Consider the following 25,387-nt stretch of genomic DNA (forward strand, 5'->3'; position numbering starts at 1 on the left):
GTTGCACCCGCACCGGATCACCTGTCGTGGGTCGCCGGTAGTCTTTGCGCGTGGCCCTGTACCGGAAGTATCGACCCGCGTCCTTCGCCGAGGTGGTGGGGCAGGAGCATGTCACCGCACCGCTCAGCACGGCCCTCGACACCGGACGCATCAACCATGCCTATCTGTTTTCCGGCCCGCGCGGCTGTGGAAAGACGTCGTCGGCGCGAATCCTGGCGCGTTCGCTGAACTGTGAGCAGGGACCGACGTCGACGCCGTGCGATGTATGCGACTCGTGCGTTTCGCTTGGCCCGGGCGGCACAGGCAACCTGGACGTGACGGAACTCGACGCCGCAAGTCACGGTGGCGTCGACGACACCCGAGAACTCCGAGACAAGGCGTTCCACGCCCCCGCCGCTTCTCGCTACCGCGTCTTCATCATCGACGAGGCACACATGGTGACGGCGGCGGGCTTCAACGCGCTGCTCAAGATCGTCGAAGAGCCGCCGGAGCACCTCATCTTCATCTTTGCGACGACGGAACCGGAAAAGGTTCTCCCGACCATCCGTTCGCGTACACACCACTACCCGTTCCGCCTGTTGGCGCCGTCGACCATGCGCGGACTCCTGGAAAAGATCTGCGCCCAGGAAGGCGTACCGGTCGAGCCTGCTGTTTATCCCCTGGTCATCAAGGCTGGCGGCGGTTCGCCTCGCGACTCGTTGAGTGTCCTCGATCAGTTGCTCGCGGGAGCCGGCGAAGAAGGTGTCACGTATCCGCGGGCGCTCTCTCTTCTCGGAGTCACCGACGTCGCGCTCATCGACGAAGCAGTAGACGCCCTGTCTGCCAGTGACGGAGCCGCCTTGTTCGGCACTGTCGATCGGGTGATGGACGCCGGTCACGATCCACGCCGATTCGCGCTCGATCTCCTCGAACGTCTACGCGATCTCATTTTGATGCAGGCAGTCTCCGATGCCAGCGAACGAGGGTTGGTCGATGCGCCGGAGGCCGAGCTGGTCACGATGCGTGAACAGATTCAGCGAGTCGGCCCGGCCACGCTCACCCGTTTCGCCGAAACCGTCCACGCTGGTCTCAGTGAAATGCGTGGGGCGACGGCGCCGCGGCTGCTGCTCGAAGTGATGTGCGCGAGAATGCTGCTTCCTTCGGCCTCCGACACCGAGTCGGCTGTGTTGCAGCGGCTCGAGCGCCTGGAACAAGGTCTTCCGGCTGCCGGAGTCGCGGCTGCCGCTGCCCCTCGCGCGGCAGCAACGCCGGCACCGACTGTGCCGCCGCTCGAACCGGAGATTGCTTCCAAGTTCCAACGGCCCTCCCAACGCAAGGCCGAGCCTGAGGCACGGCCGGAACCAGCCGCCCCGGCTCCGGCGGCGCCGCCGGTCGTCGAGGCTCCGGTCGTCGAGGCTCCTGTCGTCGAACCTCCGGTAGCGGCAGCTCCCGTGGTCGAGCCTCCCACCGTCGAGATCGTGGAACCGCCGGTTGCGGAAGCTCCAGTGGTTGAAGCTCCGGTGGTTGAAGCACCAGTGGTTGAAGCTCCGGTTGCCGAAGCTCCAATAGTTGAAGCTCCTGTGGTTGAACCACCGGCTCCTGCTCCGGTCGAAGCGGAAGAGCTGATCGGGCTTGCCGAGCCGGAACCCGACTACGAGCCCGAGCCCGAGTACGAGGAGCCGGCGGCTGCAGAAGCTGCGCCGGTCTCGGCGGGCCCCACAGTCGAGACCCTCCGTGAATCGTGGAACACCTTGCGCAACAAGGTCGGTGAACGAAACAAGGTTCTTCCGGCCATGCTGTCCGCTGCGACGGTTCACGACGTGCGTGGACATGTTGTGGTCATCGCTCACGGCTCGCCGGTCCTGGGTGCTCGTGTGACGCAACCGCACAACGCGGCGGTCATCTGCGAGGTCCTTGCCGAGATGTTCGGTGGCACTTGGCAAGTCGAGTACCAAGAAGGTGCGCCCACAGCGCCGGCAGCATCGAGCGCACCCAAGGCGACAGAAGCTGCGAGCCGCCCGGCCGCTGCGCCCCGCTTCTCGCGCCCCAGTCAGGAGCGTGCAGCGCAGCAGCCCAAGGCCCCGCAGCCCCAGCGCGGAGATTCGGACGACATTCCGCCGCCTGAGGCCCCCGACTATCCGGAAGACCCTGGACCGGCCCCTGCTCCTGAGGTCGACTACGAGGCAACTCCTCCGCCTGCAACGCCGGAGGACGAGGACGAGATGTTCGCGGAGGCGGCTGAGCCCGCTGATCCGACTGCCAGACGTGATCCCGAGGACGTTGCAAAGGAACTCCTCAAGGACGTCCTCGGGGCACGCCGCCTCGAAAGCTGAGTTGCCGACTCGGTCCGTGCGCGTGAAACGGCTGTCGGAATGCCGCGGCACCACTGTGTGATCGAATTGTTATAAGTGCCGTTCCTTTTGTGTGCGCACGTGTCGAAAGGGCACCGGCTCGGCCCGGCAAAGCTGAATTGTGTGTGGCCGGTTTGCTGGCACATTCGTTCGCTCAATTCCGGTGTAACGAAACATCGATTCGGACGATGGTCGCCGAAGAATATCTGGAATTTCTCGTTGTCTGATCGATATTCGCGTGCTGTTGCTAATTCTCGGTGTGCCACGAATGTTCAGATTGATAGTTGTCGGATGTTTGTTTTGCGGTGATCGACCAATTTGGGACATTCGGCGAATTGGCCACATATTCGGCATTGCGGCATTTCGGTGCGCACTCAACTGAGCATTTTGCCGATCTCGAGAAAACGGTGGCCTTGAAACCGGTGTCCGGTACGGATGTTCAAACCACTGCTTGACCGGCGACGAAGCAAATAAGTAACTCCGAGTTACAGCTAACTATCGATTGCTGTCAAATTGCTGACACATGTTCACGGAGCTGAACGACCTTTGTTATTTGTTTATGCCTTGAGGTGAATCTGCGTTTTACACACGGCTGAACGCGTGGTTAGTCTTCGGTCGATTGAGTCTCCCGTGGATGCGCGCGAAAATAGGAAGTGTAAGATGACTGAAGATTCAACTAATCCCGCGATCGCGATAGTCGGGATGAGCATGTGGTCTCCCGGTGCCCATGATCTGCAAGGATTTTGGGAGAACGTCCTCGCGCGACGGATGCAATTCCGAAAGTTTCCCGAGTCGCGGATGTCGCTCGACGACTACTGGAGCGCGAGCCCTGACGACGTCGACAAGACATACGCCGACCGCGGCGCGTTCATGGACGGTTTCGAATTCGACTGGGTCGGTCGCCGGATACCGGAGCGAACCTTCAAGTCGACAGATCTCACACACTGGTTGGCGCTGGAAACAGCACTCGGGGCTTTGACGGACGCGGGCTACAGCCGAGGATCGGTGCCAACTGGACGCAGCGCCGCAATCGTCGGCAACTCCCTCACCGGTGAAGAATCCCGGATGTGGTCGATGCGTTTGCGTTGGCCTTACGTCAAGCGCGCACTCGCTGTGGCAGCCGAAGCGCGCCAGTTGGACAGTTCCGTCGCCGATGCTCTCGCCGAGACGATGGAAGAGGTCTACAAAGGCCCGTTGGTGGAGCCGAGTGAAGACACTCTGGCCGGCATGTTGTCGAATACGATCGCCGGCCGTATCTGCAATTACCTCGACTTCAACGGCGGCGGGTACGTCGTGGACGGTGCGTGCGCGTCCGGAATGCTCGCGGTGGCGACTGCAGCCGAAAAGCTGGCGTCCGGCGCGGCCGACTTCGTATTGGCAGGTGGAGTCGACGTCAGCCTGGATCCTTTGGAACTGGTGGGATTCGCCCGTTTGGGTGCACTGACACGCGGCGACATGAACGTGTACGACGCAAGCCGAAGCGGATTCATCCCGGGTGAAGGTTGCGGATTCGTGGCCTTGAAACGACTCGAGGACGCCAGGGCGGACGGCGACTACGTGTACGCGACGATTCGCGGCTGGGGCATCTCTACCGATGGCAAGGGTGGAATTACCAAGCCCCGCGCCGAAACTCAGGCCGAAATGATCCGTCGCGCATACTCGGGAGCGGGATTCGCGGCCAGCGAGGTTGCCTTTGTCGAAGGACACGGAACTGGTACTCCCGTCGGGGACCCTGTCGAATTGGCCGGCGTCCAGCAGGCCGCGCAGACGGACGGACCAGTCGAGGCTCGTAGCATCGGCATGACCTCACTGAAGTCGCTGATCGGGCACACGAAGGCGGCGTCGGGCATCCTTGCGCTGATCAAGGCGACCATGGCCGTCAATCAACGAATCCTTCCGCCGCTCGCCGGTTGCACCGACCCGAACCCGGCGTTCGGAACCGAAGCACCGGCACTCTTTCCGCTTGTCAACGGCGAGATCAGAGATCCGTCGGAGAAGATGCGTGCCGGTGCGCAAGCCATGGGTTTCGGCGGTATCAACTGCCACGTCGCGATCGAATCGGCTGATGCACCGTCCAGCAAGCTGACACCCTCGCAAGACGTCCGCACGATGATGGCGTCGTATCAGGACACCGAGGTATTTGTACTCTCTGCAGATTCCGCGGTGGACTTGGCGACCCGAGCGCGGGATGTTGCAGATCTGGCGGTTCCGTTGAGTGTTGCGGAGCTGCTGGACTTTTCGGCGAAACTCTCGCGAGTGATCTCGCCGACCGCGCCCTTCCGTGCCGCAGTGGTGGCCGGACGTCCCGCGCAGTTGGCCGAACGCATGCGTCAGCTTGCCGTGATCTGCGAGAACTCCGCTCCAGCTTCCGGCCAGGTCAAGGTGGTGAGCAACGAGATCTCGATTTCGAACAGCGTCCGCCACGACATCGGATTCCTGTTCCCTGGACAGGGATCCCAACAACTCGAGATGGCTCGCGTGCTGATCGAGCGCTTCGAGTGGGCGCGCGAACTGGCGACCAAGGCGGACGGCTGGTTGGAGGGAGTTGGAGCGGAGGCGATCACGCCGCGGATTCTGCGGAACCCGGTCAAGAGCGCAGACGCTGCGGAATTGGCGAAGTGGAAGCGGGACCTCGCCCAAACACAGTTCACCCAGCCCGCCGTCGCCTTGGCGTCGCTGCTCTGGTTCGAGTACCTCCGCCGATTGGGTGTCACACCCAGTGCTGTCGCCGGCCACAGTCTCGGGGAGTTGACTGCGCTCTACGCGGCCGGAGCTTACGACCAGAAGACGCTGATCACCTTGGCTGCGGCGAAGGGTGCGGCCATGGCTGTCAGTGGTGGTGGAAACGGCGCAATGGCGAGCCTGACCTGCGACCGATCGACGGCTGAGGCGATCATCGCGGAGGCAAAGGGTTACGCGACCGTCGCGAATCTGAATACGCCCACGCAGAGTGTGGTTTCGGGTACCAAAGACGCGGTCGACGATGTGGTTGCCATCGCGAAGACCCGCGGAGTGTCGGCTCAGGCGCTTGCCGTGTCGAATGCTTTCCACTCCGAGATGATGAACGAGGCCGAACGGGAGCTGAAGTCCACTGCGCCCGTTGACGAGCAAGTCGATTCGTTGACTTGCCCCGTGTATTCCTGCGTCGAAGGGGAACGCGTACAGACGCCACTGGCACTTCGCGAACTGGTCACCAAACAGGTTGTCTCACCGGTTGACTGGGTCAAGACGGTAAGTGGGATCTCGCAGGAAGTGGACCTGCTCGTCGAGGTCGGACCCGGCCGTGTGCTGACCGGGCTCACCAAGGCGATCAATGGGACCGACGGCGTGCGCTGCTTCCCCGTTGCGTCCAAGTCCGGACGCGACGAGGACTTCAACGTCGCACTGGCCGCGATGTACGTACACGGCGCTCAGGTCCGCTGGAACGAACTTTTCGACGGCCGGTTCGTGCGCGAATTCGTTCCTGCCGATCAGAAGGTGTTCATCGAGAACCTGGCCGAGGCGAAGCTGACGGTTACCTCTGCTCCCGAACCGCTCGCACTTGGTACGTCCGGCGGGGATCCGGCTGCGGCGCTGGCCGATTACCTGAGCCGACGCGGGACCTTCCTCGTCGACGTCATTCGCGCGGATGTAGGCAGTGGAGCGACTTCTCCGTCTTCTCCATCTGCTCCATCTGCTCCGACTTCGCGGGCAGTCACCAACGGCCACGAATCTGTAGCAGCGAAAGCTCCTTCGCCGGTTTCGGCTCCGGTAGTCGAAGAGCCGGCTGTTGCGGGCGCCGGGTCCGTGGAAAGTGAGCTGATCAGGATCCTCGCCGATACGACGGGATTCCCCGCCGAGTCGATCACGACGGATCTGCGTCTGCTCGATGATCTGAATCTCGACTCGATCAGTGCGGCAGAGGCTATTTCGAAGGTTGCACATCAGTTCGAGGTTGTCGACCTCGACCCTGCCGAGTTGGCCAACGCCACTATCGGAGAAGCAGCATCGCTGATCCTTGCGGCATCACCGCATCCCGGTTCTGACGTTCCAGCAGCGAGTTCGGCGCAGTCGGACGTGTCGCGAATACTGCTCGAGGTAATCGCGGAGGACACCGGATTTCCGGTGGAGTCTCTCGACGTCGACCTCCACCTTCTGGACGACCTGAACATGGACTCGATCAAGGCCGCCGATGCAATCGCCACGGTGGCAACACGGTTGGGTGTTCAGGGTGACCTGGATCCGGCCGAACTCGTCAACGTCAGCCTGGGTGAACTGATCGAAGTGCTCGATCGGTCCGCGAAGGAGAAGTCGGGGCAGCAGCAGCCGGCTGCGCGGGCGCTGCCGGCGAAGGCAAAGGGTATATCAGCCGACAGCTTCACCTGGGTTCGTGATTACACCCTGGAAAAGGTTCGGAGCGAGACAGCGTTGCACGGAGTCCGAGACCTCACGGACACGACGTTTGTCGTCATCGGTGACGACGCCGGTTTGGTCGGAAAGTTGGAATCCGAACTTCGAGGTCGTGGCGCTCAGGTCGACATTCGCACATTCTCCGACAGCACTACTGCGAATGCACACCACGTGGTTGCCGTCATGCCGCGCGTGACCGATGATTCCGTCACCGAAATCGGCTTGCGCCGTGGGATCGAACACATGTACAAAATAGTTCCGGCGCAGCAAAGTGGAGGCGCGCGAACCACATTGGCAGTGGTTCAGTTCACCGATGTCGAGTTGAGCAATCCAGCGCCGGTGCCGAGTGTGGCGGCTTTCGCCGCTTCGGTGCATCACGAGCGCCCCGAACTGGATGTGCGCGTCATAGGATTCGACGGCTCGACTGCGGACGCGGAGGTGGCAGCCACTGTCGTCTCCGAGTTGGATTCGGTTGCACCCTATGTGTTCGCGACTTACGACGCCGAGATGGGACGCACGGCACTGCAACCGCGGGTTCTCGCCTCCAACGACTACACCGTCCGCGAAAGCGGATTGGGAAGTTCGGATGTCGTGGTCGTGACCGGTGGCGCGAAAGGCATCATGGCCCAATGTGCTCTGGCCCTCGGTCGAAAGACCGGCGCCGAACTGGTGCTGATCGGAAGCTCTCAGCGACAAGCGGGCGACGAAATCGCCTCCACTCTTGCGGACTTCACGTCTGCCGGTTTGAGCGCTCACTACTATCGCTGCAACGTCACGGATGCCGCGGCGGTGGCCGGCGTCGTCGCCCAGATCGAGGTCGAGGTGGGGCCGATCACCGGGTTTGTACACGGTGCGGGGGCAAATGTTCCGCGGCGGTTCGAGAGAGTCGACAGCGCTGCGGCTTTCAAGGAGGTTGCACCTAAGGTCCTGGGCGCAGCCAACTTCGTCGAAGCGCTCGCTGATCGTGACTTGAAGCTGTTCGTGGGCTTCTCTTCCATCATCGGATTCACAGGTATGCCCGGAAACAGCTGGTATGCATACGGAAACGAGCTTCTCGACGAAATGGTGGTGCGGTATGCCGCCGGGCACCCGAAGACTCGGACGTTCTCGCTCGCGTACAGCGTGTGGGGAGAGACCGGGATGGGCGCCCGCATGGGCAGTGTCAACCACCTCGCGAAGATGGGTGTCATGCCGATTTCGACGGCTGCGGGAGTGGATCATTTCCTTCGCCTGGTCGACAGCGGACCCGAGGCGAGTCGTATCGTCGTGACCAGTCGACTCGGCGGTCTCGACACCTGGGCGCCGGCAGCACCGGCTCTGCCGGCGGTGTCGCGCTACATCGACCAAGTGGTGACATTCGAGCCGCAGGTAGAACTGGTGACCCGGACGACGTTGTCCACCTCGGCGGATCCCTTTGTCCTCGATCATGTCTGGAAGGGATCGGCGCTGCTTCCGACGGTGTTCGGGCTCGAGGCGATGTCGCAGGCGGCGGCGTATGTCACCGGACGCGTGACCCTGGGTCGCGTCCGCATCGACGACATCAAACTGGATCGACCGATCGTCGTCGACACCGTCGAGGGCACCAGAGTCGAGATCAAGGCAAGCGTCGTGGAGCAGGATCGTGATGCCGCAGGAACGCGGGTGCATGTCACGATCGGCACCGAACGGACCGGGTACGGGCGGCCCCATTTCTCGGCCGACTTCATCTTCGGGCTGGACGAATCACTGCCGGAGTTCGAGAAGGAGTTGCCGCGACCTGTGCTCGACATCGATCCGTTGGACGACCTCTACTCGTGGTTGCTGTTCCAGGAGGGCGATTTCCGCCGACTCGAAGAGATCTCGAGCCTCGATTCCGAGCACATTCTCTTCAGCGCTATTTCGCGAGCCGACCGTAAGCAGCACCTCCTCGGTGATCCGTATTTCCTCGATTCCCTGCTCCAATCGGGCCAGATCATGGTTCCGCGGGAGATCTGCCTTCCGGTCAACATTGCGCGAATCGACATGTACGACGGACGATTCGAGGCTCGTTCGTTCACCGCGTACGCCTACGACAAGGTGCAGACAGAGACCCACATGCAAGCCGACGTGGCGGTGGTGAAGGACGGACGAGTGGTGATGCAGCTCGAGGGATATCGCTCCCAGATTCTCTCCCACGACGAAAGCCGTCCTACGGCTGAGGAAATCGCGGATCCGACTGCGCGCGACGCACAGATCATTCTCGACAAGCTCGCGCAACACAGCCGGGCGTTGGGAGTGAAGAGCCCGCGGGTTGTGGTCGCGCACACCCCGGGGATTCACGAGTTGACCAAGTCGGAACGCCACGAGCAGGAGAAACCGATCGCCGAGGCGGCCGTGAACATTCATCTCGATGAGGATGTGGTGATCAAATGAGTAATGCCTTTGCCATCGAATGGCAGGAAACCGGAAAGCCCGTCGTTGTCGGTGATATTCCACCCTCTGTGGATGTCTCGCTCTCGCACGACGGCAGCAAGTCACTCAGTTCGGCCGGCGACTGGCCTCAGGGGTGTGACATCGAACCGATTCGCTCCCGAACCGTCGTGCAGTGGAAGGCGCTTCTGGGTTCGGCGCGGATTCCGCTGCTCGACGAGTTGATCGCAGGCGGCGAATCACTCGATCGTGCGGGCACCAGGCTGTGGGCGGCGGCCGAGGCGATCCGAAAGGCCACGGGGCAGATGTCGGTTTCTCTGGCGATGGGCGCCAGGGAGGACGACGCAGTGACCTTCCGCGGCGGCGCAGAGGGAAGCGTGGTGGTTCTGACCTTTCCGGCTCTGTTGACGGACAACGAGGAGCGGATTCTCGCTTTCGTGACCGATGAGGCGGATGCCGAAGAGCGTGTTTCGGACGAGGCGGATGCGGAAGAACCGGCGCAGGACCCGGCACCACAGTTCGACACCGGCCCGTTGTCGGCGAAGTCTCTCGCGCAGTTCGACCCGATGGCCTACGGCTCCGACGTGCATGTGGTGGCCCGAAGCGGCTATCCGGCGGTGTCGATCCGGTTCCCCGTCGGGTTCCGGGACGCGTGCAACGTCGGTGGATCAGTGGGGTTCGCGAGCTTCGCGCTGTGGTTGGGCGCTTTGCGAGAGAGGGGAACCGGACCGATCTCGAAGCAGATCGTGGAGGACATGGCGACGGGCCGTTGGGGCATGGTGACCAACAACTCCGAGGTGTTCATCGATGCGAACCTGTACACCGACGACATTGTCGAGGGGACGATCTGGATCACCGAGCTCACCGGTCCGGATCGGGCAACCACCAATCTGCATGTCGAATGGTGCCGGGTCGACGGCGAGACGCGCACTCACATCGGGTGGAGTGCGATGCAGACGACGTGGGTGGAAATCCTCTCCCACGGTGTGGTGGCGGCACGGCCGATGCCGCAGTACTTCCACGATTTCATCGAGCCGATGACGATTCCGACGGGGGCGAAGAACATCGCTGTCCCCACACAACCGAAGGACGTCGATCGTGGTTCCTTGATCCGCTCGGCTCCGATGGTGCCGCGCAATCCGTACCTGCTCGAATCCGAGGTGTTCTCTACGACGATGCAGGACGGAAACGTCGTGGGCAACATCTACTTCGGAAACTATTACATCTGGCAGTCGAGGGTTCGGGACAAGTTCCTCGCCCGTTCTCAGCGTGAGGCCATGGCGGCCAGAGGCGCTCTCGGGGAACTGCGTTGTGTGCACACCAGGGTTGAGCATCTGCGCGAGGTCATGCCGTTCGACGACGTCCTGGTCACGATGTCCTTGGCTGCCCTCTACGAGAGGGGGATCGACCTCGAGTTCGAGTACTTCAAGGTCAATGAGGACGGATCACGGGAGAAGCTCGCGATCGCTCGGCACAGAACTGTCTGGACGATGCCGGGCGCTCCGGGGGAACTGGAAATCTCTCCGCCGTCGAAACTTCCGCAGTCACTGATCGATTCGGTGCTGGAGGCGATCGACGGAAAGTAGACGGGGGATTTTCCGAGATCGAAGTGGAGAGACGGGTTGCGTTTTCCTTGCCGGAGAACGCAACCCGTTTCGATGGGGAGGGGAATGTATGGGTATCGGGGTTTCGAGAAGGTCGGTTCTGAAGGGGTCGGCAGTCGGCACGGTGGCGGTTGCATTGGGTGCAAAGGCAAGTGCTGTTCCAACCGGGAGCGCGGACATCGAGTCGCCGTTGATTTTTCATTCGCCGGAGTTCGAGCCGTTTTGTGACGAACTACCCTCGTTGTCGACGCTTTCCGGAAACGAGATCACGCTGACAGCGCAAGTGGGGCAACATGCCTTTCATCGGGACTTTCCATCGTCCCCGGCACTGTCGTACCGCAGCGGAGAGATCGGTGGCGGTTATCTGGGCCCGACCGTCGAGGCGCATTCCGGCGAGTCGATCATGTTGACGTTCGAGAACGATCTGACCGGACATCCGTTGGCAGCGGACATGGATATGACGCTGCACGGAATGCAGGCCGACTTTCGTGCGAACCCGCCGACGTCGTTGCACTTGCACGGTGGAGTCACTTCACCTGAGAGCGACGGCCACCCGGAACTGCTGGTGATGCCGGGACAGGCTGCGATGCATCACTTTTCGCACGGTCAGGAAGCCGCCCACCTCTGGTATCACGATCATGCGATGGGCATTACCCGGCTCAACGTCTACGCCGGTCTGATCGGCAACTATCTGATCAGGGATGAATTCGACACCGGCAAACTGGGAAATCCGTTGGGGTTGCCGGCCGAGGAATTCGAGATCCCGTTGATCCTGCAGGAGAAGATCTTCACGCCGACCGGCGCCCAGAACGGCCGATCCACCATCTTGATCCCGGAAGGATCGTGGGAAGGCGGCGCGGTGGGCGACGTCGGCTTGGTCAACGGCAAGGTGTGGCCGGAACTGTCTGTGGCTCGGGGCCTTTACCGCTTCCGCATCGTCAATGCGTCGTCGGCAAGTGTGTGGAATCTTCACTTCTCGAACATGATGACGTTCTGGGTCATCGGCAACGACGCCGGAATGCTCGACGCACCCGTCGCGGTCAATGCCTTCCGCTGCGCACCGGGGGAGCGGTACGACCTCCTCGTCGATTTCACCGGACTGTCGGAGGGTTCGACGGTGGAGCTTCGCAACGACGAGGCGCCCCCGCTGCCCGCTGCTGTCATCGGTGAAGTGACTATGCCGCTGTTCTGCCGGTTCCGCGGCGACTCCAGGCGCGGATTCACCGGTGGTGTTCCGTCGCAACTGCGCGGTGGGCGCCGACAACGTGACGTTCTCGCCCCGTTGGAGCAGCCGACGGTAATTCGTACGGTGACAGTGAGCCAGCAACTGGAACTGCGGAATCCACCGGCTCAGATGACGCTGAACAACCTGACGTTCAGCACCACGGACGTCGAGAGGCCGCGGCAAGGCACCGTCGAGCAGTGGAACATCGTCAACACCACGCCGGACCCGCATCCGATACACCTGCACCTGGTGAATTTCCGGATTCTCGGCAGGACACCGATGCGGACGCTGGAGTACTTGATCCGCCATCCGCAGCCGGTGATCGGCAACAAGTGGACTCCGTCGCCCGACGGGTTCGAGGCGGGGCCGATGATCGCGCCGGCGCCGTGGGAAGCGGGGATGAAGGACACCGTCAGGGTGGACGGCGGCACTGTCACCCGGATCATCGTGCGATTCCCCACCGAGGATGAGCTGGGTTTCGATCCCGACGCGATGTTCGATCGTCTTCCGAGCGCTGTGATGACGGGCGGTGGGATGACGGGCGGTGATCAGGCGCATCAGGGAAACGGGCATCACGGCATGAGCAACCACGACGCGAGTAACACCGGTCGGCTCCAGGGATACGTGTGGCATTGCCATCTACTCGATCACGAAGATCACGACATGATGTTGCCGTATCGCATCGTGCCGTGAGTGCTTCCGGGGGCGCTCTCGAAATGAACCGAAGCGGGCAGGCGTTCGCGCGTCGGATCACCTCGGTCACCTAGCAGGATCGCTTCGGTCCTTCCCATGAATTTGGAACACGTTCTACAGTGAAAGGGCTGAGGTCTGTACCTCGGCCATGCGCCACCACCGAAGGCGGCGCGGACGATCTGCAGACCGGTTCGACGAATTACACGGAAGGAACACCTCACAGTGACCACAGAGGCATTCATTTATGAAGCCATCCGTACCCCGCGAGGCCGCGGCAAGAAGACCGGGTCGTTGCACTCGGTCAAGCCGATCTCGCTGGTCACGGGTCTGATCCAGGAACTGCGCGTGCGCTTTCCCGACCTCGACGAGGATCGGATCTCCGACCTCATCCTGGGCGTCGTCACCCCCGTTGGCGATCAGGGAATGGACATCGCCCGCGTTGCAGTCAACGATGCGGGACTGCCGGACACCGTCGGCGGCGTTCAGCTCAACCGTTTCTGCGCTTCCGGCCTCGAAGCCGTCAACATGGCAGCTCAGAAGGTTCGGTCCGGCTGGGACGAACTGGTGATCGCCGGTGGCGTCGAGTCGATGTCCCGCGTTCCGATGGGATCCGACGGTGGACCGTGGGCGCTCGACCCCGCCACCAACTACGACAACTACTTCGTGCCGCAGGGCGTCGGCGCAGACCTCATCGCCACCATCGAGGGCTTCTCGCGTGACGACGTCGATGCATACGCCGTGCGCTCGCAGGACCTCGCCGCCAAGGCGTGGACCGGCGGATACTTCGCCAAGTCGGTAGTGCCGGTCAAGGACATCAACGGCATCACCATCCTCGACAACGACGAGCACATGCGTCCGGGCACCACGGCCGAAAACCTTGCCGGCCTGGCTTCCGCGTTCGGTGTGATCGGTGAAATCGGCGGATTCGACGCCGTATCGCTGCAGAAGTACCACTGGGTCGAGAAGATCAACCACGTTCACCACGGCGGCAACAGCTCGGGAATCGTCGACGGCGCTGCCCTCGTGCTCGTCGGTAGCGAGCAGGCCGGCAAGGACATGGGTCTGACGCCGCGCGCTCGCGTCGTCGCCACCGCCACCAGCGGCGCCGACTCCACCATCATGCTCACCGGCCCGACGCCGGCGTCGAAGAAGGTTCTGGCAGCTGCCGGCCTGACGGTCGACGACATCGACCTCTTCGAGATCAACGAGGCATTCGCTTCCGTCGTCCTGAAGTTCCAGAAGGACCTGAACATCCCGGACGAGAAGCTCAACGTCAACGGTGGCGCGATCGCCATGGGTCACCCGCTCGGTGCAACCGGCGCGATGATCACCGGAACGATGGTCGACGAGCTCGAGCGTCGTGGCGGCAAGCGCGCCCTCATCACCCTGTGCATCGGCGGCGGTATGGGCGTTGCCACCATCATCGAGCGCGTCTGACGCGGCGTCCGTCCTTCCAACGAGGCTTACCAGGAGTCAAGCAAAGTGACTGATCAGAACATCATCAACTGGGACCAGGACGCCGACGGCATCGTCGTGCTCACCATCAACGATCCCAACCAGGGCGCAAACACCATGAACGACGCGTACATCGCGTCGATGAAGGCCACCGTCGACCGTCTGGTCGCCGAGAAGGATTCCATCACCGGTGCCGTCATCACCTCAGGCAAGAAGACCTTCTTCGCCGGTGGCGACCTCAAGAACATGATCAAGGTCGGCCCCGAGCAGGCCGAGGAGATCTACAACCACAGCGTCGAGATCAAGGCAGACCTGCGTCGCCTCGAAACTCTCGGCAAGCCGGTAGTCGCCGCCATCAACGGCGCGGCGCTCGGCGGCGGCCTCGAGATCGCTCTCGCGACCCACCACCGCATCGCGGCAGACGTCAAGGGCGTCAAGATCGGCCTGCCCGAGGTCACCCTCGGCCTGCTGCCCGGCGGCGGCGGCGTCGTGCGCACCGTGCGGATGCTCGGTCTGCAGAACGCGCTCATGGGCGTCCTGCTCCAGGGGCAGCAGCGTGGACCCGTTCAGGCCAAGGAAGTCGGCCTCATCGACGAGGTCGTCGGCTCGGTAGAAGAACTGGTTCCGGCTGCGAAGGCATGGATCAAGGCCAACCCCGAAGGCGGCGTTCAGCCGTGGGATGTCAAGGGCTACAAGATCCCTGGCGGAACCCCGTCCACCCCGGCATTCGCTGCCAACCTTCCGGCGTTCCCCGCGAACCTGCGTAAGCAGCTCAAGGGCGCTCCGATGCCGGCTCCGCGCGCCATCATGGCCGCAGCCGTCGAAGGCTCGCAGGTCGACATCGACAACGCGCTCCTCATCGAGGCTCGCTACTTCACCTCGCTGGTGACCGGCCGCGTCGCGAAGAACATGATTCAGGCGTTCTTCTTCGACCTGCAGTCGATCAACGGCGGCGGTTCACGTCCGGCAGGCATCGAGAAGTCCACCATCAAGAAGGTCGGCGTCCTCGGCGCGGGCATGATGGGCGCGGGCATCGCGTACGTCTCCGCGAAGGCCGGCTTCGACGTCGTCCTCAAGGACGTCAGCATCGAGGCTGCCAACAAGGGCAAGGCGTACGCCGAAGGCATTGAGGCCAAGGCACTCTCGCGCGGCAAGACCACGCAGGAGAAGTCCGACGCACTCCTCGCCAAGATCACCCCGACGGCTGACCCGGCAGATTTCGCCGGCGTCGACTTCGTCATCGAAGCGGTCTTCGAGAGCCAGGAACTCAAGCACAAGGTGTTCCAGGAGATCGAGGACATCGTCGATCCCAAGGCACTGCTGGGCTCGAACACCTCGACGCTGCCCATCACGGGTCTCGCCACCGGCGTGAAGCGTCAGGAAGACTTCATCGGCATCCACTTCTTCTCGCCCGTCGACAAGATGCCGCTGGTGGAGATCATCCGCGGTGAGAAGACTTCCGACGAGACTCTGGCTCGCGTGTTCGACTACGTCCAGGCGATCCGCAAGACGCCGATCGTGGTCAACGACTCGCGCGGCTTCTTCACCTCGCGTGTCATCGGCACCTTCATCAACGAGGCCATCGGCATGCTCGCCGAGGGCGTCGAGCCTGCCACCATCGAGCAGGCCGGTATGCAGGCCGGTTACCCGGCTGCGCCGCTTCAGCTTTCGGATGAGCTCAACCTCACCCTCATGCAGAAGATCCGCAAGGAATCTGCCGACGCCGCCAAGGCCGAGGGCAAGGAACTGCCGGCAGATCCGGCCGGCGAGGTCATCAACACCCTCGTCGAGAAGTTCGATCGTAAGGGCAAGCTCGGTGGAGCGGGCTTCTACGATTACGCCGAGGGCAAGCGCACCGGCCTGTGGTCCGGACTCCGCGAGAACTTCAACTCCGGAACCTCCGATGCTCCGATCCAGGACCTCATCGACCGCATGCTGTTCATCGAGGCGATCGAGACGCAGAAGTGCTTCGACGAGAACGTCCTGATCACCACGGCGGACGCCAACATCGGCTCCATCATGGGCATCGGATTCCCGGCCTGGACCGGTGGCGTTCACCAGTTCATCGTCGGATACGAGGGCGGCACGGCCGGCTTCGTCGCTCGCGCAAAGGAACTCGCTGCGCAGTACGGCCCGCGGTTCACCCCGCCGGCTTCGCTAGGGGCATAGCCCCCGTGCGCGGTTAGGGAGTCTCAACACTTCCTAACCGCGCACAGCTTTATCCACAGATTGGTTTTCTCGGCGAAATCCTTCTGTATGTATTTGCAGGCTCGTCGTATGCCTTCACATACAGAAATCGATGCATTGCAGACCGTCGTCGATGCTCAGCACGGACTGGTCACTCACACCCAACTTCACACCATCGGATTTCCTCGCTCTCGCGTGAAACAACGAGTTGAGGTCGGACGCTGGCAAACTGTTCTTCGCGGCGTCTACTCCGTCACCACGGGCCCATTGACCAGGTATGCCGTACTCGAGGCCGCGCTCTTGTACGGCGGCGGGTCGTCGATGCTCAGCCATCACACCGCCGCTGAGGAATGGTCGATGCGTCGGCCGGATGGCACTGCACCCGTGCATATCACCGTTCCGTACGGGAAGTCTGCGATCTCTCAGGCCGCCACTTTCGTTCGTGGCCTCGGCGCCGACCGACATCCGTCACCCCTGATCGGCGCTGTCCTCCATCCCGGCGTTGTGGTCCACCGTTCGAGGGCTCATCGTCACATCGGCGTCGACGCGCAGATGCCGCGCACCGGCAAGGCTGATACAGCACTCGATCTGGCCGTCGCAGAACCGACTCCGCGCGAGGCCTATGTCAGCCTCATCACCACAGTCACCAACGGCCGCATCCGCTTGACGGACATCCGCCGACGCATGGAGGAGCGCTCACCCCGTAGATACCGGAAGGCCCTCGAAAGTGCGGTGAAGCTTTTGGCAGACGGGGTGCAATCGACTCTCGAATATCACTATGCGGTCGACGTGGAGCAGGCGCACGGGTTGCCGTCGGCCAGACGCCAGTCACCGGTCCGCGTCGACGGCCGCACGCTGTACGAGGACTGCGATTACAGCGAAGTGGGTGTGCCGCTGATCGTGCGTCTCGACGGTCGGTGGGCGCATTCCATGGCCGAGGTGGCATTCCGTGATCGCCGTCGTGACAACGCGGCAGAGCTGGCAGGTCGTCCGCGGTTGGTCTACGGATTCGACGAGGTGATGAAGACCCCGTGCCAGGTTGCGCACGAGGTGGAGACGGTCTTGCGGCGGGGAGGTTGGGAGAGAAGAGGGGAGAACCCCTGCGGGGCCTGTGAGTGGTTAAGGAGTGCAGAGACTCCTTAACCACTCACAGGGAGCGGAGCTCCCTAGGCCTTCCACCACGGGCGAAGCGGCACATGCGCCTCACCCTTGGGGCCTAGCTTGACGGCCAGAACCTGGTGCAGCTGAACGACATTGCGCTCGAACCCGAGTCGTGAGCCGGCCATGTACAGGCCCCAGACGCGTGCGGTTCCCTCGCCGACCTCGGCGACGCAGGCGTCCCAGTTGTCGACGAGGTTCTGGCACCATCCGGCGAGCGTCAGTGCGTAGTGCTCGCGCAGGTTCTCCTCGTGGCGCACCTCGAGACCGACGTTCTGGATCTCGGAGATGATGCGACCCGAACCGGTGAGCTCCCCGTCGGGGAAGACGTACCGGTCGATGAATCCGCCTGCCTTGGCACTGCTTCGGTTGTCCGGACGGGTGATGCAGTGGTTGAGCAGACGCCCACCTTCACGCAGCTTGCCCTTGAGGAACTCGAAGTACGCCGGGTAGTTTCCGACGCCGATGTGCTCGGTCAGGCCGATGGAGGACACTGCGTCGAATCCGGTTTCGGCCACGTCGCGGTAGTCGGAGAAACGGACCTGGGCGAGATCGGCGAGGCCCTCGTCCTCGATGGCCTTCTGTGCCCAATCCGCTTGCTCGCGTGAGAGAGTCACGCCGATCACCTTGACGCCGCGTCGGGCCGCGTAGCGAACCATCGAGCCCCAGCCGCAACCGATGTCGAGAAGTCGATCGCCCTTCTGGAGTCCGAGCTTCTCGAACACCAGGCGGTACTTGTTCTCCTGGGCTTCTTCGAGCGTCTGTTCCGCATTGTCGTAGGCGGCACAGGTGTACGTCATGGACGGGCCGAGGACGTACTCGTAGAAGGTGTTGGAGACGTCGTAATGGTGATGGATGACTTCGGCGTCACGAGTCTTGGAGTGACGCAGTCCTTCTGCGACGCGACGCCAGCGAGGAAGGTGTTCCTGGGGCGGCGGGGCGATGGGCCGCAACAGATCCCAGCCAAGTGAGCGGGTGATGCTGGCGAGTGTCAGTGCCGACGGGCGCTTGAGGTGGAGTTCGTCACCCATGATGCGCAGGATCTCGTACGGATCACCAGGGTGAACACCCTCGGCTTCGAGATCGCCGGAGACGTACGCGCGGGCCATGCCGAGATCGCCGGGCGCCGTTGCGAGATAAGTGGTTCCGCGAGTCGACTTGAGGTGCAGTCCGTAGTCGGCATCTTCGGGGCCGGCGGTGCTGCCGTCGTACGCGGTGAATCGAAGCGGCAGCATGCCGTCGGAAAGCGTCTCGAGAATCTCGGCAATAGAGAGCTTGTCCTGGCTTTTGGAGTCTTTGAACGTGGTCATTTACGTTGCACCGCCTTAGAGAATAGATCCAATAAACGGGATTTCGGGTCGTAGCGTTCCTTGAGTCCGATGTACCGGTCGCCGCCGTAGTACAGCTCCTCGAAGTCTTCCTTCGAGTAGTAGGAGTCGGAGTAGAGCGATTTGTGTCCGTCGAAATCGCTGACCTTTTCTTCGATCAGTCGATTTGCTGCCCCCTCGCGCTCGCCGGGAACGATCGGCACCGAAGACCAGAAGCCGATGTTGACGTAGGTGCGCTTGGGTTCGAGGGGGTAGAGGGGCCACGGCCGAGAAGCTGAGGCAGCGGCCGGGCTGGGCTCACGAAGACGCAACGGGCACAACCACAATGGTTCGATCGGAATTTCCTCGAGGAACCAAGAGACGAAGTCCGCGGTTCGTTCGATGGGTACCTCGACGTCCTGGACGACGCGTTCGCGCGGGGGCTTGCCCTTGCGCTTTTCGAGGCGATCTCCGATGTCGTACTTGTGGTCGAGGGCGATCAGCTTCCAGTAGAAGCTGCTGCGCAGGTACTGCTTGGGCCAGAAGCGTCGAATCTTCGGGTTCTGTGCACCGAAAGCCCGTGAGCACCAGAACCAGTCGGTGTCCCAGCGCCACAGGTAGTCCCGAATGGTCAAGCGATCCGTCTTGGGCTGTGTGAGTGACGGATGCTGGATCGACCGGTAGAAGATGTCCTGGTCGGTGTAATCGCTGACCGGGCCTTCCTCGTCGGTTTGTACGCCGAGTGTGAGGTAGCTCTCGGAATCGGTGAAGACCACCCCGTCGAGATAGTCGACGGCGATCCCGTCGTACTCGCGGTCGGTGACGATGCGATCCATTGTTTCTTCGAGCTTCTTCAACGAATCGAAGCGCACGTGACGCAGGGCGACGTACTTCTTGACGGGTTCGAGTGCGATCTTCAATCGCGTCGAATAGCCAAGTGTGCCGTAGGAATTGGGGAAACCGAAGAACAGTTCGGCGTGTTCGCCGTCCGGCGTAGCGGTGATGATCTCGCCGCTCCCGGTCAAAACGTCGATTTCGAGCACCGACTCGTGTGGCAGGCCGTTGCGGAACGAGGTGGACTCGATGCCCAGGCCCGTCACCGCACCGCCCAGGGTGATGGTCTTGAGTTGAGGTACGACCAGTGGCGCCAGACCGTAGGGCAGTGTCGCGTCGACGAGGTCTTCGTAGGTGCACATGCCGGCGACGTCGGCTGTGCGCGCCTGCGCATCGACGGCGATGACACCTGCCAGACCGCTGACGTCGAGGCCGGGGGCCGACGTCTTGGCGCGAGCGCGGAACAGATTGGATGTCTTCTTTGCCAGGCGTACAGAAGCATCGGCGGGAATGGCGCGGTATGACGCGAGTAGGCGTTCGACGCCTTCTCTGTGCTGCTCGAACCCCATTTCACGCGCAGCATCGGAACCCGGGCCTTGCTTTGTCCGGATTCGATCTAACTTCTGAACTACCCCATTGAACGAGAGAGTCACACCCTGACGCTATCGGTAGTTGCGTGTGCAAGCTATCCGGAGGGGTATTAATGCCCGAATTTGATCGAGTTGTTGCAATCGAACTCGGTAAATGCTCCGAGTGGTGAACCAGCTCACACGGAATGGGTAGATGGTCGAGATACCCGGGCGCAGCAGGCAGTATGGAAAGGAATATCTGCGCAGTTCGAGGTGCGGATTCGGGTAGTCATTCGCGGTATCGAGCCGCGTTGGTCGAGCAAGGAGACGTAGGGCATATGGGTCAGGTCAATGCAATGAGTTCGATAGTCGTCACAGCAGCACCCGACAAGGTGCTCGCGGCGCTCGCGGACTACGAGACGGTTCGCCCGCGGATCCTGTCCGAGCAGTACCTCGACTACAAGGTCGTCGAAGGCGGCCAGGGTGACGGCACCGTCGCGCAGTGGACGCTGAAGGCGACGGAAAAGCGCTCGCGCAACGTCAAGGCCACCGTTACGATCGACGGCAACGTCATCACCGAGAAGGACGCGAACTCCAGTCTCGTCACCACCTGGACCGTTGCCCCCAACGGCACCGGAACGACGGTGACGACGCTCACCCAGTGGCAGGGTGCCACCGGTATCGGCGGTTTCTTCGAGCGCACGTTCGCCCCGAAGGGTCTGCAGCGCATCCAGGCCCAGGTCCTGGACAACCTCAAGCGCGAACTCGTCTAACTGATCCTGCATCACCGAGATGGCGTCGTACCTTCACCGGTACGGCGCCTTCTTTCATGGGCCGGTAATGATCCGCGCCAATTCGGTGAGTGCGGGGTTTCCGCTTTCCCAGTAGTCGCTGTGAACTCCGAACCCAGGCTGCCCGGGTGATCCGGCGAATATCTGCGCGCCGAATTCCGGATCCGACGGGTCGAACCCGTGGAGTCCGAGGATCTTGGGGATCAATTGGACCGGATCCCAGAAGGCCGTCGTCGAATGAACATGGCGCGCCACCTCGTCCGAGTCGACGCCGTCCAGGCTCAGTTCGTTCACGCGCTCGACATCGACGCCCGGGCTTGCGACAAAAACCAGTTCGTCGACGTCGAGAGAAGCGCCACGGGTAGTCGCAGCACCGACGACGGTGCTGCCGTAGGAATGACCGATCACCACGTTGTGCGACGGCTGACCGTCATGCGAGGTTCGTAACCCGTCCTGGAAGCTGTCCAGCCTCGGCGCCGCGGAGTTGGCGTACCGATCCGAGGCTGCATCGGGAATGCCTGGGGGAGCGTCGTATCCGGACCACAGGATCACTGATGTGGCTTCCGTTGGCGCCGCCGCGACCGCCGCGTCGTACATGGCCTTGGTTCGTTGCAGATCTCCGCCGACGCCCGACAGCCCGGAGCCGGTTCCGGGAACCAGTGTTGCGACGTTGTCGGCGGCATCGGGATCACCGACTGCCACTACGGCGTGCCCATCCGTGACCGAGAGAAGGAACGTGTCCGGTCGCAGTTCGCCGCGCACGGCCGTGTATCCGGCAGCTACCGTTCGATCCGGCAACTGCTCGAGCGCAGAGAGGTACCGCCGGTTGTAGTAGTCCCGGTCTAGAGCGGGAAGGCCGTCGCGGCTACCGATGGACGGATCCCACCTCGCCAACGCGTCTTTCTCGTTGGGAGTGAGCGATTCCCACAGTCGGTGTAACTCCGTTGGTGTCCCGGGGAGTGTCGACCTCCCATCGATGATGTCGACGACAGTGCGGTTGAGGCGATCAGTCTGATTGCCAAGGAGTGATCCGATCTCCCGGAATGCCTCACCCAGAGCAGTCGCGGCCCGGTTGTCTTCATCGTCGAGTGCCGTCAATGCAGTGGAGATCCTCTGCTGAAAAATCTCTGCAGCCGTGGCGTTTTCGGATTCTTGCATGACGTCGGCCAGATTCCACGGCTGCTTCGTCTCAGGCGCCGATACAGCTCCACCGTCTGACACCGTCAAGCCGTGTTCGAGAGTCGCCTCCTCGACCAGGTCCAGAACTGATTTTCGCGCCGCCCCGATCGTATTGGCCGCTCCGCCATACAGATCCGCAACTACGCGAACCGCAATCGACAGCCGCGACGAGGAAAGCGAGATGCCAGACCACTGCACTGCCGCCGCGCTCGACGCTTGTCCCTGCCAGAATTCGCGGACGCCGTCGATGCTGCGTCCGGCGTCATTGCCGAGAGCTTCGATCTGCCGGTCGATGTCGATCAGTTCCGAAGCGCTCGTGCGCAATTTCTCCGGTGACCACGTTCGAAGCTGAGAGATGGTGGACTGCATCAGTAGGTTCCGCGCAGTTCGGACACCACTTCGCCCTCGGCAGCGTCGTACAGACGTGCTGCGGCAGCGGTTCCCGACGCCATGAGTCCCAATTGCGTAGCCAGGTGCCGGTACGCGTCGGCGATGACGCCGGCATTCCCAGTCGACACCGCCGCGACAGCGGACGAATTCAGGGCCGCCGCGGCTTCGAAAATCGGGCCGGCGGAATCGATCCCCGAGATCTGATCCGCAATTCGAGACAGATCAGCTGAAAGTTGCTGCAGAGCAGCGAAATCTACCTGAAGTATCGGCCCCATGGCAGAACCGTATCCAGGTGAGCTGGCTAGCGGGGCGGTGCCGACTTTCCTGTGGACAAGCGGAATTTCTCCACAGAAGCCAGGTCAGGGGGTTGTCAGGAAGGCGGTGACTCCGCTGGTGACGGCGGTTGCATACTCCTGCTGACCGTCCGGGCTGGTCATGCGCGCTGCCTCGTCGGCATTTCGCATGTTGCCGAGTTCGACCAGAATCGACGGCCGCTGCGAAAGATTGAGTCCTGTCAGATCGGCGCGTGGCGCCAACCCGTCGTCACCGATGTAGGTCGACGGGGTGAGCCCGGCGGTGACGAGTGAGTCGCGCATGGTTTCGGCAAAGGCGACGGACGGGCCGGCCTGCACCGTATTCAGCGGGGGCGCGGAGTAGCAGACGTGGAAGCCCTCGGCCCCGGCCGCTGCGCCGTCCGCGTGAATGCTCACCACTACGTCGGCGCCGGAGGAATTGGCAGCTTCGGCACGTGCGTCGACGCATGATCCGACGCTGACGTCATCGGGTCGACTCAGGACGACAGTCGCGCCTTGTCCTTCGAGCTCGCTCTTGACCAGGCTCGCGACTTCCCAGTTGAAGGTGTGCTCGGGGAACCCGGCATCGGTGTTGGTGCCGGTGGTCTGGCAGTTCTTGGTGCCGCCGCGGCCCGTGGGGACCTGGGTGTTGATGCTGTCGTCGTTCGCCCCGCTGTGCCCGGGATCGAGGAAGACGACCTTGCCGGTGAGCGCAGCGGGGACGTCAGCGGCGACAGTGCTCAGCGGAGACACCTCGACCGAAGTCGTGGCCTCGGCAGTCTCGGTCGGAATCGTGCACGCAGCGCTCAGAAGCCCAGCCCCGACCACGGCGATCAGGGCAGTGGAGCGGAACACACGTGATGCCATGTTTGACCTACCTGACGGTTTTACGGTGTCTGACTGGTTCCGGCGCACCCGCTCACGGTAGCGCGCACCGACTACGCTGGTGGGGATAACTCTGTAGAAAGGACCGCTCGTGCAACCAGGTGGAGCACCCGACATGTCTGCTCTGTTGGCTCAGGCTCAGCAGATGCAGCAGCAATTGATGGCGGCGCAGCAGGAAATGGCTCAGGCCGAAGTGACCGGTCAGGCCGGTGGCGGACTGGTTGTCGCCACGGTCAAGGGCACCGGCGAGGTTGTTGGTCTGCAGATCGATCCCAAGGTCGTCGACCCTGAAGACGTCGAGACGCTACAGGATCTGGTGATCGGCGCGATCGAGGACGCTTCGCGCAAAGCACAGGAAGTCGCTGCTGAGAAGCTCGGCCCGTTGGCCGGCGGACTCGGCGGAGGCCTTCCCGGTCTCCCCGGCTTCTAGAAACGAGAACGCGTGTACGAAGGTCCGGTTCAGGATCTGATCGACGAACTCGGGAAGCTTCCCGGAGTCGGGCCGAAGAGCGCTCAACGCATCGCTTTTCACCTGCTCTCCGTGGAGCCTCCCGAGATCGACCGTTTGAAAAATGCATTGCAGCGCATCCGTGACGGCGTTCAGTTCTGCACGGTGTGCGGAACTGTGTCCGATCAGGAGAAGTGCCGCATCTGCGCCGACGCACGTCGCGATCGCACGGTGATCTGCGTCGTGGAGGAACCGAAGGACGTCCAGGCTGTCGAGCGCACCCGTGAGTTCAAGGGTCGCTACCACGTGCTCGGCGGTGCGCTCAATCCGCTCTCGGGGATCGGGCCTGACCAGTTGCGTATCCGGGAGTTGTTGGCTCGCATCGCAAATCAGGAGGACGGCGTCGACGTGTCCGAGGTCATCATCGCCACCGACCCCAACACGGAGGGTGAGGCGACAGCCACCTATCTCGTTCGCATGATGCGAGACATTCCGGGGCTGACGGTGTCTCGGTTGGCCTCGGGTCTTCCGATGGGTGGCGATCTCGAATTCGCAGACGAGTTGACGCTGGGTCGGGCATTGTCCGGCCGTCGTGAATTGTCGCGGAACGCTTGATGAGCGGCACGGAGCAAGGTCAGCAGGTGCGTCGTACGTCGGAGCAGACGCGTGCGCAGATCATCGCGTCGGCCGGGAAAGCATTCGCGACTCGGCCGTACCGCGAAATCACGCTCAAGGACATCGCCGAAGACGCAGGCGTCAGCGCTCCTCTGATCATCAAGTACTTCGGTTCCAAAGAGCAGTTGTACGACGAGTTGGTCGACTTCCGGGCAGCGGCGGTCACGGTCTTCGACGCCCCGAATGACTCGCTCGGCGAGCGCATGGTCTCGCTGTTCACCAAGCCGTTGGAGTCGTACAAGCCGCTGTCCATGAGCTTGTTGTTCATGAGCGGCGTCAGTGAAGAGAGCAACCGCAAGCTGCGCGAGAACTATTCGACGCAGATGATCGACACCCTCGCCGCTCGCCTGTCCGGCCCCGACGCGAGATTGCGCGCGGAACTGGCGATGTCGATGGTGGTTGGAGTGGCGATCATGCGCCGACGGATGATGGCCGGCCATGCCACCGGCACCCAGGACGAAGTGGTTGCGCTGTACGCACCACTTGTCCAAAAGCTGCTCGACGGGTGAGCGGCATCACAATTCTTGCTTGGTAAATATCCGTTCACCTAATGTAGGTGAACGGATATTTACCAAGTGGGGACAGGC

The 25,387-nt window shown here is 62.4% G+C and carries 16 protein-coding genes; 11 read left to right on the plus strand and 5 right to left on the minus strand.

Going from position 1 to position 25,387, the window contains the following annotated elements:
- The first annotated feature begins 50 nt into the window (after nt 1–50).
- From ABX74_RS01435 to ABX74_RS01465, 7 genes are all read left to right on the plus strand, one after another.
- A complete protein-coding gene (locus tag ABX74_RS01435) occupies nt 51–2,312 on the plus strand; it encodes a DNA polymerase III subunit gamma and tau (RefSeq protein WP_029254288.1) in 2,262 nt (753 codons plus the stop codon).
- Between the two features lie 678 nt (nt 2,313–2,990).
- The gene (locus ABX74_RS01440) at nt 2,991–9,110 is read left to right on the plus strand and encodes a type I polyketide synthase (protein WP_047888065.1); all 6,120 of its coding nucleotides are present in this window, start codon (nt 2,991–2,993) and stop codon (nt 9,108–9,110) included.
- Entirely contained in the window at nt 9,107–10,693 is a 1,587-nt protein-coding gene (locus ABX74_RS01445; protein WP_047888066.1) for a hypothetical protein, read from the plus strand. Before ABX74_RS01440 ends, ABX74_RS01445 begins: the two co-directional genes overlap by 4 nt.
- Before the next feature lie 88 nt (nt 10,694–10,781).
- Nucleotides 10,782–12,629 carry a multicopper oxidase domain-containing protein gene (locus ABX74_RS01450; RefSeq protein WP_047888067.1) on the plus strand — a complete coding sequence of 616 codons (1,848 nt, stop codon included), beginning with the start codon at nt 10,782–10,784 and terminating at the stop codon, nt 12,627–12,629.
- Between the two features lie 222 nt (nt 12,630–12,851).
- Nucleotides 12,852–14,066, plus strand: a complete 1,215-nt coding sequence (locus ABX74_RS01455) for an acetyl-CoA C-acetyltransferase (protein ID WP_003943886.1) — start codon at nt 12,852–12,854, stop codon at nt 14,064–14,066.
- A gap of 45 nt (nt 14,067–14,111) precedes the next feature.
- Entirely contained in the window at nt 14,112–16,253 is a 2,142-nt protein-coding gene (locus ABX74_RS01460) for a 3-hydroxyacyl-CoA dehydrogenase NAD-binding domain-containing protein (RefSeq protein ID WP_003943799.1), read from the plus strand.
- Between the two features lie 108 nt (nt 16,254–16,361).
- The gene (locus ABX74_RS01465) at nt 16,362–17,414 is read left to right on the plus strand and encodes a hypothetical protein (protein ID WP_047888068.1); all 1,053 of its coding nucleotides are present in this window, start codon (nt 16,362–16,364) and stop codon (nt 17,412–17,414) included.
- A 23-nt stretch (nt 17,415–17,437) separates the two neighbouring features.
- On the opposite strand, the gene ABX74_RS01470 is transcribed toward ABX74_RS01465, so the two are convergent.
- Nucleotides 17,438–18,739, minus strand: coding sequence for a class I SAM-dependent methyltransferase (locus tag ABX74_RS01470; RefSeq protein WP_003943932.1), 1,302 nt, complete (start codon nt 18,737–18,739; stop codon nt 17,438–17,440).
- Nucleotides 18,736–20,139 carry an FAD-binding oxidoreductase gene (locus ABX74_RS01475; protein ID WP_047888069.1) on the minus strand — a complete coding sequence of 468 codons (1,404 nt, stop codon included), beginning with the start codon at nt 20,137–20,139 and terminating at the stop codon, nt 18,736–18,738. Before ABX74_RS01475 ends, ABX74_RS01470 begins: the two co-directional genes overlap by 4 nt.
- A 338-nt stretch (nt 20,140–20,477) precedes the next feature.
- On the opposite strand from ABX74_RS01475, the gene ABX74_RS01480 reads away from it, so the two are divergent.
- Entirely contained in the window at nt 20,478–20,912 is a 435-nt protein-coding gene (locus tag ABX74_RS01480; RefSeq protein ID WP_047888070.1) for an SRPBCC family protein, read from the plus strand.
- A 54-nt stretch (nt 20,913–20,966) separates the two neighbouring features.
- Here ABX74_RS01480 and ABX74_RS01485 read toward each other — a convergent pair whose 3' ends face one another.
- The 3 genes from ABX74_RS01485 to ABX74_RS01495 all read right to left on the minus strand — a co-directional run bounded on the left by ABX74_RS01485 (nt 20,967) and on the right by ABX74_RS01495 (nt 23,659).
- Nucleotides 20,967–22,478 (minus strand): alpha/beta hydrolase, encoded by a 1,512-nt coding sequence (locus ABX74_RS01485; protein ID WP_047888071.1) that lies wholly within the window; start codon nt 22,476–22,478, stop codon nt 20,967–20,969.
- Complete coding sequence (locus tag ABX74_RS01490) at nt 22,478–22,774, minus strand: hypothetical protein (protein WP_047888072.1); 297 nt, start codon at nt 22,772–22,774, stop codon at nt 22,478–22,480. Before ABX74_RS01490 ends, ABX74_RS01485 begins: the two co-directional genes overlap by 1 nt.
- A gap of 84 nt (nt 22,775–22,858) precedes the next feature.
- Complete coding sequence (locus tag ABX74_RS01495) at nt 22,859–23,659, minus strand: Rv3717 family N-acetylmuramoyl-L-alanine amidase (RefSeq protein WP_047888073.1); 801 nt, start codon at nt 23,657–23,659, stop codon at nt 22,859–22,861.
- Nucleotides 23,660–23,768: 109 nt separating this feature from the next.
- Between ABX74_RS01495 and ABX74_RS01500 the strand changes: the two genes are divergently transcribed.
- The 3 genes from ABX74_RS01500 to ABX74_RS01510 are packed head-to-tail and all read left to right on the plus strand — an operon-like array spanning nt 23,769 to nt 25,309.
- Complete coding sequence (locus ABX74_RS01500) at nt 23,769–24,107, plus strand: YbaB/EbfC family nucleoid-associated protein (protein WP_003943929.1); 339 nt, start codon at nt 23,769–23,771, stop codon at nt 24,105–24,107.
- Nucleotides 24,108–24,119: 12 nt separating this feature from the next.
- Nucleotides 24,120–24,740 (plus strand): recombination mediator RecR, encoded by a 621-nt coding sequence (gene recR / locus ABX74_RS01505; protein WP_003943917.1) that lies wholly within the window; start codon nt 24,120–24,122, stop codon nt 24,738–24,740.
- Complete coding sequence (locus tag ABX74_RS01510) at nt 24,740–25,309, plus strand: TetR/AcrR family transcriptional regulator (protein ID WP_007731538.1); 570 nt, start codon at nt 24,740–24,742, stop codon at nt 25,307–25,309. Before recR ends, ABX74_RS01510 begins: the two co-directional genes overlap by 1 nt.
- Nucleotides 25,310–25,387 lie beyond the last annotated feature (78 nt).

The organism is Rhodococcus sp. ARP2 (assembly GCF_001029585.1).
GTDB lineage: Bacteria > Actinomycetota > Actinomycetes > Mycobacteriales > Mycobacteriaceae > Rhodococcus_F > Rhodococcus_F erythropolis.